Consider the following 12356-nt stretch of genomic DNA (forward strand, 5'->3'; position numbering starts at 1 on the left):
GGATAGGTTTATGGAAAAAACTATCGCTGAAAACCTAGAAATTTTTAGTTTCTTAAAAAAACTCGATTTTTTTAGTATGTTAAATAAAAATGCATTATGGCCCTTGGTCGATCTTGCAACTGTCCGCAGCTATGCCCCAAACGAAATATTTATTACCGAAGGCGATAATCCCGTAGGTATTTTCATTTTGCGCAAAGGTAATGTACAAGTTTTTAAAACCTTGCGTGACAACAAAGAATTACCCATCACTACACTCGGCATCGGCCAAATTATTGGCGAGATATCCGTTATTGATAAGCTAAAAACAACCGCTTCTGTCCGTGCTATTGATGAAGTCGAGTGTATTTTTATTTCGGAATGGGATTTTACAACACAAATACACGCTTACCCTGAAATTGGCCTACAACTCTTACCAATTTTGGCCTCTCGCATTCGAATTATGTATGAGAAAATAGAATGAAAGACCCAGAACTCTACCGCAAGGAGGCGGTTGAAGCGGCTCAGGAGCGTGATGAATTTCAACATGCCATACGCATCATCACTCCCAAAGCATGGATCTATTTAATTATTTTTTTAATCATCTTTGCCGGCTGCATACTATGGTTAATATTTGGGCGTATTACCACTTTAGTTCAAGGCCAAGGCATCGTCCTTGCCAAAAATGCAGCGATTCTCAATGTAATGTCTCCTATTTCAGGCGGATATGTTAAAGCCATACTCGTAACTCCTGGCATGAAAATTAAACAAGGCCAAATCATAGCCACTTTAATTAATCCAAACATGGCTGCTGAAGCGAAAGAATTGCGCAAATTTATTGAACAAGAAAAAACCAAATTAAATACCTTGAGCACCACGGCAAAAAAGGAAATTGATACACGCTTAAAACGAATTCAAGAATCAATTAATTATGCTCAAACTATAAATGCCAATTTAAAAGAGAAAAAAGATCATCTTGAAGCGCTACTAAAAATTCAGGAAGGCGCCTTTAAAAAAGGGATTTTATCTCGTCTCGAATTAAATGATATGCAAGTTGCCTATTATGATGCGAAAGAACAAATCAGCAAAAATCTGAATACCCTTGTAGAACTGAATCAAAATAAAAATGACTATATCGAAACCTGGAATACCAAGTTAAGGGAACAGCAAGATAAGGTTTCTCAATCTGAATTTAACCTTCGCAAGATTTTAGAAAATCTCCATTTAACGGAAAGCGTTACCAGTCCCGTAGATGGAGTGATAGCGGCTAACTATGTAAAAGAAGGCGATTTTTTACCTGAGAAACAAACCTTAACTAACATCATCACCTATAGCAATGACCTGGAAACTGTTGCCTTTTTTAATGCTGATGAGGGTAAAAAAATCAAAGTCGGCATGGCGGCAAAAGTTTTTCCCAAACATGTGAATCCCTTGGAATTTGGTGGAATTGTAGGCACAGTGACTTATATTAGCGAATTGCCTATCGATCCTCAAAGCATCGAAAGCACCCTCGAAAACCAACGATTAGTTGAAAAATTTATTCAGAGTGGTCCGGTTTTTAAAGCAAAAATTGCACTGACTCACTCGCCGGATACACCAAGTGGATACCTGTGGACTACCTCAAGTGGCCCCAAAGAAAAATTGTCGATTGGTTCTGTGGCTAATGTGGGCATTGTCATCAAAAAACAGCACCCAATTAATATTATAATTCCGGTAATCGAATCTGCAAAAAATTGGATGATAGGAAAAAATGATTAAATTCGATTTTGATCAAGGACTGATGCAGGTTCACCACAAACGGGTGAAGACTCCTAGTATTTTGCAAATGGATGTGATGGAGTGTGGTGCAGTATGTCTCTCCATTATTCTAGCCTATTACGGTTTACATATTTCTTCAGAAACTGCACGCGAAGCTTGTGGCGTAACGCGTGATGGTTCCAAAGCAATCAATATTATTAAAGCAGCCCGCAATTTAGGAATGAAAGCCGAAGGCAAACGTATTAAAGATATCGACTCCTTGGGCTACCTGCCAACACCTTTTATCGTTTTTTGGAAATTTGAACATTTCATCGTTATTGAAGGCATTATAAAAAATAAAATTTATATCAATGATCCGGCAACTGGGCCGCGAGTTATCACGCTTAACGAGTTTAATAAAGGTTATACGGGGGTTGTTTTAAGCATTAGACCCGGTGAAGAATTTAAACCAAGTGGAAAAAAAGAAAAATCGGTTTTCGGCTTACTTCGTGATTATCTTAAAGGCGATTTTATCGAGCTTAGCTATCTTTTATTTGCCTCTGCCCTACTTTCAATTCCTCAAGCTTCTCTTGCTTTATTTATCGAGTTTTTTGTCGATAATATTATTATAAAAAATCAAGAACATTGGATGCTTGGATTTACGCTGAGTATGGCTTTCACCATAGCTTGTATGATCTTCCTTCTTTGGGTTCAGCAATATTATTTAGTGCTTTATAAAATAAGATTTTCAATTAAAAAAATCCCGGAATTTTTTAATACACTTTTACATTTACCAATGTCATTCTATATCCAAAGATCTACTGGAGATATTTCCAATCGCCTTTATATTTTTGATGAAATAGCCGCGAAAATTACAGAAGGATTTTCGGAAGGTATTATGAATAGCTTAAGTATAATCATTTATACCTTGATTATTCTATTAATTAATAAAACTATCGGATTAATCACCATTCTTATTACAATTATCAATTTTGCAGCGATTATTATTACTAAACGACTCATCATTGATCTAGGTCGTCGATTTTCTCAAGATCAGGCCAAGATGCACAGTATCGAATACAGTGGAGTTCAAATGATGGAAGCACTGAAATTCATGAATGGCGAAAACCGCTTTTTCTTGCGTTGGTTAAGCTATAAATCAAAGTTAATTGATTCACAACAAAAAATTGATCTTTATACCTCCTTAATCTCCTTACTTCCTAGTGTGTTGTACTTTCTTAATTTGGTTCTGTTAATTATTTTAGGAGCTCATTTTGTCATGCAAGGCACAATGACAGTCGGAGGAGTTATTGCAATCTATACCTTATTACTTCTTTACTCAGGACCTGTAATCGGTATTGTTGAAAATTTTTTGAAAATCAATGAATTAAAAGGCGATTTACTGCGAGTTAATGATGTTCTACAGTATAAAACTCGCCAAGAAAGCGGCGAAATCGATCAAATAAAATCAACTAATTTAGTAGATATTAAAGAAGTATATTTTGGTTATTGCAAATTAGAAGCGCCTATTTTAACTGATATCAATATTGCTCTAAAAAAAGGTAATAAGGTTGCCATAACTGGTATGTCTGGTGGTGGAAAATCATCTTTATTTAATTTAATTACGGGACTTTATGAGCCCTGGTTCGGAAACATTTACTTAAGTGGTAAAAATATAAAAAATTACTCCTCAGATGAATTATTTAAGCTAATTTCTTATGTCGATCAAAATATCTTTCTTTTTGAGGGAACAATTAGAGATAACCTCACCATGTGGGACAGATCTGTCGATGATAAAACGATCGTTGAAGCACTGAAGACTGCATGCATTTACGATGCAGTGGCGATGAAAGGCGGATTAGATTATCGCATTCTTGAGGGCGGTTCTAATATAAGCCTCGGACAAGCTCAACGCATCGAAATTGCTCGCGCCTTAATTAAGCAACCTCAATTGATTCTCCTTGATGAAGCAACCTCGGCGCTTGATTCAGTAACCGAAGCCCAAATCTACAAAAATTTGGGTCAAATTAATTGCAGCTTTTTTATTGTGGCTCATCGATTAAGCGCAATTAAACACTGTAATGAAATTATCGTCATTGAAGATGGCTCAATTATTGAACGGGGAACTCATGAGGAATTACTTCAATTAGATGGAAGATACAGGCAATTCATTGAAAAGGATTACTTATTATGAACGAAAAGGAGTATGAAAAAATTGCTCCCGGTTTATTAAAAATCCAGCAAGTCTTAGGCGATAAAGACCATGCTAGATTTGTTTCATTCGATAAGAAAAAATTATTAATTGATGCTTGTTTACATCTGGCTGATTTATTAGGTATTACACTTGAACTTCCGAGTGGTGATTTAGAGGATAATACCGATGAAGCAATGGATAAAATCTCTAGTTATTCAGGAATTCGCATCCAAAAGATTACTCTGGAAGATAAATGGTGGGAAAAAGACCATGGAGTTATTCTTGCTTTTATTGATGAGTCACCTTGCGTTTTATCACCTAAGAAAAATGGAGGTTATGAGCAATCCACGCCTCTTGAAAAATTAGCGCTTTCACAAAACCAATTATCTGCTGTTAGCAACTATGCTTATTCCTTTACTAAGCCTCTACCTGACAAAATTTCTAAACTTTTCGATATATTAAAATTCTCATTTGAGCGATTATTTTCTGACTTCAGATCTGTTTTATATTTACAATTATTTTTAAGTCTCATATTGATGAGCTTACCCATTTTCATGAGCTATTTCTTTAATAATTTTACACAATTCGTAGAGTCAAGTCAGATGACGGTATTGGGGGCATCGCTCATTATGAACACTATTATTTTCTTTTTCCTTTCTATAAATCAGACGATCATGATGTTACATCTACGATTTAAAATTCAGATGAAACTAGAACCGGCAATCTGGGATAGACTTTTAAAACTCACACCTAAATTTTTCCGGAGATTTAATGCGGGTGATATTGCCTATCGAGCGGGTGTTATTTCTGCTATTCAAGAAATGCTCACTCAATCTTCCATCGCATCAATTTTTAGCATTATTATATCCCTCGTTTCTTTTGGTTTGATGTGTTATTACAGTTTCACACTTGCGTTTTTAGCACTATTTAGCTTTCTCATTATTGCCGCTCTGATTCTCACTCTAAGTCAACGCTTTTTAATTCATCAGCGAAATGTCTATAAGTATGTTGTGAAACAATCTGGATTTGTTTTCCAAGTCATCAGCGGGATAATTAAATTTAAAGTTTCAGCAAGTGAGTTTCGTGCATTTAATATCTGGTCTGATTATTTTTCCAACCTACTTATTGCAAAATTTAAGGCAGAAAAAATCGGCATTTACTTACATATTATTCATGGTTCTTTACTCATGGTAATGACCTTGATTCTCTTCTGCATTTATTTTTCACAAAAAAATCAATTGCCTCTTGGTACATTTATTGCGTTTAATGCTGCATTTTCGCAGTTTTTTTCTGCTTTAATTACAATCACTACCTTTATTACTTCAATTCTTCTTATTATTCCTTTATTTGAACAATCATTAGTTATTTTCCAAGCGGACGTTGAGCCTCGCCAACGTGGTGGAACTCATGTAAAACTTGAGGGAAAAATTCAAATCAAAAACTTATCTTTTCGTTATGATGAAAATCAACCGTTGATCTATAAAAATATCAATTTAAATATAGCTCCGGGAGAAGTTATCGGCATTACTGGTAGTTCAGGATGTGGTAAATCCACCCTTTTTCGCATTTTACTCGGTTTAGAAAAACAACTAGATGGCCAGATTTTCTATGACGATGTGAACATGGATATGATTAACTTGTCCGCCTTGCGTCAACAAATCGGCGTAGTCACTCAAAAAAGCGTACTTACACCAGGAACCATTTTGGATAATATCATTGGCAATGATAAACAACTGACGCGAAATGATGCCTGGGATATTGTTTATCAATTAGGTCTGGAACATATGATTTCAAGCCTACCGATGGAAATGGATACTTTCATTAATGAGGGAATGCAATCATTATCTGGAGGGGAAATGCAGCGCATTGTCTTAGCCCGTGCCTTAGTGAAAAAACCAAAAATGCTTTTCCTCGATGAGGCGACAAGTGCTTTAGATAGTCAAAGTCAATTTAAAATTCAAGATTATTTATCCAAATTGAAGGTCACGCAATTAATTATCGCCCATCGCCTTTCAACCTTACGTGGTGCAGACCGTATTCTAGTAATTCATGATGGACAAATTATCCAAGACGGTAATTTTAAACAATTGGTTAGTGAACCGGGTTATTTTGCTGAGTTAGCTCAACTTCAATTTGCGAATTTGCAACGCTTTTCTGAATAAAAACCTAGATCGCAGCCCTCGCGGAGAGTAAGCGGAAATCCGGAAAATAATAAGATCCTCCTTTCGCGAAAGCGTCGGGACTCATGAAAAGTTTAATTTGTTTAAGTTATCCTGAGAATCTCAATACAACCAACAATAAGGTCATTTTTTGATCTTAAAATAAAGTTATGATACAATTAGTTCTCGTTAAACGCTAAAGCTCCGTAACTTAATCACCAAAAAAAACGTTATAAGGAATGTAAACATGAAATTCTTTAACAACAATTCTCCACTAAATGATGAAGATGCTACTATCGTAAAAGATAAAGAAAAATCTTCCGTGAAAAAAAATTCGCCCTTTTTACCAGACACTTTCCGGGCAGCATTAAATAATATGCAATCTGAGGAATTATTATCTCAATACTTGGAAAAGCAAGCGCAACGTCACCCCGAAGAATATCGTGAGGCCATCCAAGACTTCGTCAAAGATAAACTAGCAAGTCGGACGGGTTTGATGCGTCACGTCAGTTTTTTTGATCCAAAGAATACCTCGGAATTAGAATTTTTTAATGTCGTGCAAGGATTTATGGATTTAGGATTTGATCGATTTTCTTCTTTCGGCATGACCTGTCTCGTTATAGGTGGCGGTATGTTGGGTACGCAATCAATAAAACCACCTATTGAGAATGTTCATGACTTACAGCATCCTATGTTTCATACAGCCGCCTTTAATAGGGATCGCTCTAAATCAAAAAACTCTGCAGCTCATGATAAATTAGTAGAGCGTCTAGTCGATCAGATTATGATGGGCCGCGATGAGCTTGAGAAAGAAGATATCTTAGCGTTTGCGGATGAGATTGAAAAGAAACATCCTGTTGCTGGTCCAAGCAAAATAGGACAATATCTTTTAAAACAACTTCAAATTTTGGCTTTCAATAATTTGAAAACGGTATGTGGTGACAAACTGACTAAGAAAGATCTAATGGACTTCTATCAAGGCACTCTATTTTATGCCGTTGCTGAACCAGCCTCGGTTGCTCCTAGAGTTATGGCCTTACGAATGTAGTCTTGTTTCACGCCTTTAATCGTGGACTGGCTTAGACTGCCAGTCCATGAATTGTAAAAAATATTCGCTACACAATAAGTTTCTGTTTTGCTAAATATAAACCTTCAAAAATAGGCTGAGAAATCTCCTTAGGAAAATCCCGGGGTATTTTTTCTCTGACCTCATTAATTACGTTATCAACTTTACTTAACATCTCATTAAGAATTATTTCTGCTTTCTCAGGAGAATAATTCACAGCTTTGGCAGCGTCTAAAAAATGTCGACGCTGCATGGTATGCCAATGATAGTGATTATTTTTTCCTTTCAGCGCCATAGCCATTTTAATTTTACGAGGATGTAATTGTTTTTTTTCCATTAATGGATAGGCTGACATAATGTCGTACAACGGTGTTAAGCGATATTTTCCTTCCGGCTCAATAAACACACTGAAATTTTTGGCATGGCCATCAATCGCCGCTAATAACCAAAACAAAACTTGTGCTCGATAAAATAGATCGCGATCGAAGCTTGGGTTTGCAGAACCGAGTAATAAACGCATAATTTCATGAATTCCTGGTCCGCCATCGGATTGATATTTTAAATTCGGTGAAACACCGAGGGCTTGGCATAGATCTTCCTGGGGTAAACGCATGAGCCAGGAGTTATCCCGCGCCATTTTGCGATCAAATCTTTCAACCGCGAGCACTTTAAGGTTTTCAAAATACAAAATTTGGCATTCGGCAACCGCTAACCCAAAGGCTTTTGCAATTTGTGCACATAGCCACTCATTTTCACAACTGTCACTCAGGTCCATTTGTTGATGTTGAATATAACCAATAGGTAGCTTAAAAATATGACTGGTGGGTGTCTCGCCGATTGGACGACACCATTGCTCTTTATGTAATAAAAACGCAGATTTCTCTTGTGCTCCAGCGATGGAAATTCGAAACTCTTCGGAGGTATCAGTCATTCCCAAAGGATTGGTTTGATAGCTACGTAAAATAGCTGCTATTTCTTTTTCATCTAGCGGTTCAAAATTAATTACTTTTTTAAATGCTGAGACTTCTCCATCGATGAGTTGAATCGCACCTACACAATCTCTGCCAATACTGGCCAATAAATCGAAGGGCTGCCCTGTCTCAATATGAAATTTAGCCTGAATACGTGCGCGAATTTGGGGATTATCAGGCAGCAAATTATCGAAAAAATTATAAACCAGATCCCCCGTAAACGGTTGCTCTATTAACGGTAAAGATAAGGAAATAGGACGAGCAGCAGGTGTATTCAGCCATTGACGATCATACGAAAAGGTCAGGCCGCCTTTTGTCGTTTTTTCCAGTTGGCCTATGAGAATCCCATTCATTAACACCTTGAGAATACGATTTCGCGTTCTTACTATCACCATTCTTCCTTCCAGTTAGAATGCGTTTCTTCCTCTTTAGGCTCTAGCTTGAGATCCAAATTGAGAGCCGACAAAATACGAAATAAGGTATCCAATTTTGTACTTTCCGGCCTAAGCTCAAATTCTGAGATAGTTTGTTGTTTTATCCCCACAAGCTTACCCACTTTTGCTTGACTTAATTTAAGCTTCTTGCGTTGGTTTGTAACAAGCAAAGCTAATTCTTTAGGTGAGTGTATAAGCATCGCTATCCTCTTATCCGAATTTTACTCTTTTAGAGGGTAATTTCATCTTTACCCTCTATAAGGGGTAATTAGATTTTACCCTCTAAAAAGGGTGAAATCAACCCTAACCGTTGTAGCGGGTATTAGGAGAAAAAGGCATTAACTTCCACTCATGATGCCAGTACTGATCAGTTTTTTATAAAAATCAGGTTCCGGATAATTGCGATAGTTAATTGTCGTATCCATTCCACCCTTCGCATGATAAATAATATGACAATGCATAAACCAGATACCTGGATTATCCGCATCAAACTGTAGTTTCATCGTGGAGTTAGGTAAAATAAGGACCGTGTCATGATAAGGTCCGTCTGTGATGGGTTTGCCATTAATTTCAGTCACTTCAAAAACATGCCCATGCAAATGCATTGGGTGAGCCATTTCCGTGTTGTTAATATACTCTAATTCAACTCGTTGCCCTTTATCGATTAGAAAAGGGGTGACTTTTGGCCAGACCTCATTATTTATTTTCCAGACATAGTTTTTCATACCGCCCTCAAGCCGATAAGTCAGGACTTTATCGACTGTTTTTTGAACGAGAGGATTAACCGCTTTGAGTTGGTGTTCTTGCGAATTATTCAAAGCAGGGGCAGTCGTATTGGCTTTATCACTTAGTTGAGGAATTTTAGCGCTAGGCGTCGCAAGAATAACGCCAGTTTGGCTATTAGTACCTTCAGGCTGTGCCAAAATAGGATAGGCCCCCTCACCTTCAGGTATCTTAATTAGCAAATCGATGCGATTTGCTAAACCTAGTTCAAATTGCTTAGCGGCAAATGGTTTAACCTTGGCACCATCCATTGCAACTAATTGACTCGCTAATGTTCCGGTATATACCCAATAATTCGTACTCGATGAAGCATTGATAAGCCTTAAGCGAATCGTAGAGCCGGATTTTATTGGAATGATTTGCGGATTTTGCAAAGTACGTCGATTTGCCAGATAGGCATCGAATTTCACATCATTTAAATCCATTTTCATGGGCATCTTACCCATACTCATATTGGTCATGGGATTTTTATGCCGTAGCTCCTCGTAGATTTGCTCGGGACTACGAAAGCTGAAATCCTGCAACATCACAACGACTTCTTGATCAGCAATCATTCTTTCAGCAGGATCTTGAATAATCAAGGGCGCAGCCATGAGATTTTGAATCTGTAATTCCTCATGAGAATGCATCCAAAAAGTGCCTGCTTGAACTAATTTAAAATGATATTGCTGTTTTCCTCCCGTTGGGATTGGCAATTGGGTGACGTAAGGAACGCCATCTTGAGGATTGGGATCAATTAAACCATGCCAGTGAATCACTAGAGGAACCTTCGTTTTATTAACAACTACGACATTAAAATCCTGGCCTTTTATCCCAGTAAATCCTGCTTTTCCATCCGGTTGAATAATATTAAATACCGTACTTTCCCTGCCATTAACCGTGATAGGCTCACTGATTACGTTGAGCGTGATTGGATTAGCATGAAGAACATACGGAGTAGCTATTACAATAGTTAAGACGATTAAACCTAGGATAGATGTCATTACTATTCCCTTATAAGCAATAACAAAAGTCAATTAAGTATTATCTTAGACTAAATTGCAAATTGCTACTTTAAACTAAGACTTGCCAATGCAATAATCAGCTTATGCAGGATTAAAGGTTAATAAAATTGAATAATTATAAAAAAACCATTTTTCGCAGCACCTTAAAAAGCTTCATGCTTTTTCTATTTTATATACATATTTATCTTCTAAGTATCCCTAATACTTTCGCCCTTTCATCGCCTTACACCAGATACATCTCCTACTCTGATTTCGGTAAAGGAGAACCGCTAGTTCTGATTCATACTTTTGCCACGGATAAAAACCTTTGGTTGCCGCAGCACCAGGGATTGAAACAATATTTTCGGGTTATCAGCTTAGATTTATGGGGATTTGGTTATTCTGAGGGTACTACGGGCTTAGCTGTTCCGATGAATGAATATGCCGATGAAGTGGCGCAATTGCTTGATCAGCTATCTATAAAAAAAGCCATTATTGGCGGGACATCAATGGGGGGCTATATTGCGCTTGCTTTTTTAGCGAAATACCCTGACCGAGTCAAAGGCTTAATCTTATCCAATACTCAAGCAATTGCCGATCCTGAGGAAACAAAAAAAACTGATAAAACTCTAGCCACAGATGTTCTGGTCGATGGAACAGAGCAGTTTGTTAATTACTATATGAACCATGTCTTATCGACTGAAGCGCCTCAGACAATACGCTCGTTTTTACAGAATATTTTATTAGATCAAACCTCTTTTGCCTTAGCATCCGCTTTGCGTGGCATGGCAATACGGAGTGATTTCTCTAAAGTACTAGCGAGCACGGCGTTGCCGATCTTAATCATCACCAGTGATAGAGATACGGTCATTCCTCCTCAACAAAGCGCAAATATGAGTGCTTTAGCAAAAAACTCTAAGTTAGTGGTTATTGCAGATGCAGGACATTTATCTAGCTTAGAACAGCCGGAGCAATGGAATAAAGCAGTTATCGAGGTATTTAAAAATACGGGGCGGGCTTAATATCAAGAATAGGGATAAAGACTTTTCGGGCTGAGGAAAGGCGCTGCTCTCAGCCCGAACGGTTTTAAAGCGCCGATTGGCTCGTGGAGCTCAGTCAGCTTAAAGATTTTCTTCTACAACTTCGTGAACTAAATTACTTAATCCTAATTCTATAGGTATCTGAGCGCTTATTGCCAGCTCCTCTTCTGCGAAAAGAGGGCTACCTAATGAAGCAATAATATCACCTATTTTAGGTGGTTTATGGTCGACCTTTAATTCTTTCCCTAGGATTTGGCTTAGTAAAACGGCTATTGTTTTTATGTTTGTACTTCTTCCCGTACAAACATTGTACATTCTCGCTGTATCGGTCGAAGTAAGCATTGCATTGATAAAAAATTGCACCACGTCTTTAACGAAAATAAAATCACGCAATTGTTTGCCACTTCCAAAAAAAACACAGGGTTGATCATGGAGTAAGGCATTTAAAAAGATAGAAATCACACCAGAATAACTACTATCCAGGACTTGCCGAGGTCCGTAGACATTAAATAATCGTAATGCTGTAAAAGGGAGATGATGCAATTCATTGATGAAACGGCCGTAATATTCGCCAGCTAATTTTGTGGTTGCATAAATTGAAATAGGGCTTAATTCAGCTGTTTCCTGGATGGGTAAGCTGCGGCAATTACCATAGACGGCGCAAGAAGAGGCGAATACAACAGGAATCCGCTTAGATACTTTATACGCACTTTTTAAAATATTGAGTGTACCCGTTAAATTAATATGATGGGCTTTCAACACATCATCATTACATAAAGGAACGGAAACCATAGCCGCGAGATGAAAACAGCCATCGACTTTGGACATTAGCTCTTCAACTAAAGGGTAATCACAAATGTCCCCCTCAATCAATTCAACACCTTTCGGCAGATTATGTCTAAAGCCAGTGGATAGATTATCTAATACATAAACTTTAGACGTTTTGATGAGTTCGTCACATAAATGAGAGCCTATAAATCCAGCACCTCCTGTCACTAAATAAGTCTCCATGC

At 37.5% G+C, this 12356-nt stretch carries 10 protein-coding genes; 6 read left to right on the forward strand and 4 right to left on the reverse strand.

Annotation, left to right across the window (positions count from 1 at the left end):
- The first annotated feature begins 10 nt into the window (after positions 1-10).
- The 5 genes from Ldro_RS10505 (at position 11) to Ldro_RS10525 (ending at position 7114) form a co-directional block, all read left to right on the forward strand.
- The gene (locus Ldro_RS10505) at positions 11-460 is read left to right on the forward strand and encodes a Crp/Fnr family transcriptional regulator (RefSeq protein ID WP_058496373.1); all 450 of its coding nucleotides are present in this window, start codon (positions 11-13) and stop codon (positions 458-460) included.
- A complete protein-coding gene (locus tag Ldro_RS10510) occupies positions 457-1734 on the forward strand; it encodes an NHLP bacteriocin system secretion protein (RefSeq protein WP_083497953.1) in 1278 nt (425 codons plus the stop codon). The genes Ldro_RS10505 and Ldro_RS10510 overlap by 4 nt, the downstream gene beginning before the upstream one ends.
- On the forward strand, positions 1727-3907 hold the full coding sequence (locus tag Ldro_RS10515; protein WP_058496374.1) for a cysteine peptidase family C39 domain-containing protein: 2181 nt from the start codon (positions 1727-1729) through the stop codon (positions 3905-3907). Before Ldro_RS10510 ends, Ldro_RS10515 begins: the two co-directional genes overlap by 8 nt.
- Entirely contained in the window at positions 3904-6069 is a 2166-nt protein-coding gene (locus Ldro_RS10520; RefSeq protein WP_058496375.1) for an ATP-binding cassette domain-containing protein, read from the forward strand. Before Ldro_RS10515 ends, Ldro_RS10520 begins: the two co-directional genes overlap by 4 nt.
- A 244-nt stretch (positions 6070-6313) precedes the next feature.
- Positions 6314-7114 carry a caleosin family protein gene (locus tag Ldro_RS10525; protein WP_058496376.1) on the forward strand — a complete coding sequence of 267 codons (801 nt, stop codon included), beginning with the start codon at positions 6314-6316 and terminating at the stop codon, positions 7112-7114.
- Between the two features lie 67 nt (positions 7115-7181).
- Here Ldro_RS10525 and Ldro_RS10530 read toward each other — a convergent pair whose 3' ends face one another.
- From Ldro_RS10530 to Ldro_RS10540, 3 genes are all read right to left on the reverse strand, one after another.
- Positions 7182-8498, reverse strand: coding sequence for a type II toxin-antitoxin system HipA family toxin (locus tag Ldro_RS10530; protein WP_058496377.1), 1317 nt, complete (start codon positions 8496-8498; stop codon positions 7182-7184).
- The gene (locus Ldro_RS10535) at positions 8492-8737 is read right to left on the reverse strand and encodes a helix-turn-helix domain-containing protein (protein ID WP_058496378.1); all 246 of its coding nucleotides are present in this window, start codon (positions 8735-8737) and stop codon (positions 8492-8494) included. The genes Ldro_RS10530 and Ldro_RS10535 overlap by 7 nt, the downstream gene beginning before the upstream one ends.
- Positions 8738-8875: 138 nt before the next feature.
- A complete protein-coding gene (locus Ldro_RS10540) occupies positions 8876-10303 on the reverse strand; it encodes a multicopper oxidase family protein (protein WP_058496379.1) in 1428 nt (475 codons plus the stop codon).
- A 128-nt stretch (positions 10304-10431) separates the two neighbouring features.
- Here Ldro_RS10540 and Ldro_RS10545 point away from each other — a divergent pair, with 128 nt between their 5' ends.
- A complete protein-coding gene (locus Ldro_RS10545) occupies positions 10432-11325 on the forward strand; it encodes an alpha/beta fold hydrolase (protein WP_131764210.1) in 894 nt (297 codons plus the stop codon).
- A 99-nt stretch (positions 11326-11424) separates the two neighbouring features.
- Here Ldro_RS10545 and Ldro_RS10550 read toward each other — a convergent pair whose 3' ends face one another.
- The gene (locus Ldro_RS10550) at positions 11425-12354 is read right to left on the reverse strand and encodes an NAD-dependent epimerase/dehydratase family protein (RefSeq protein WP_058496380.1); all 930 of its coding nucleotides are present in this window, start codon (positions 12352-12354) and stop codon (positions 11425-11427) included.
- Positions 12355-12356 lie beyond the last annotated feature (2 nt).

It is taken from the genome of Legionella drozanskii LLAP-1 (assembly GCF_001467585.1).
GTDB classification, from domain to species: Bacteria; Pseudomonadota; Gammaproteobacteria; order Legionellales; family Legionellaceae; genus Tatlockia; species Tatlockia drozanskii.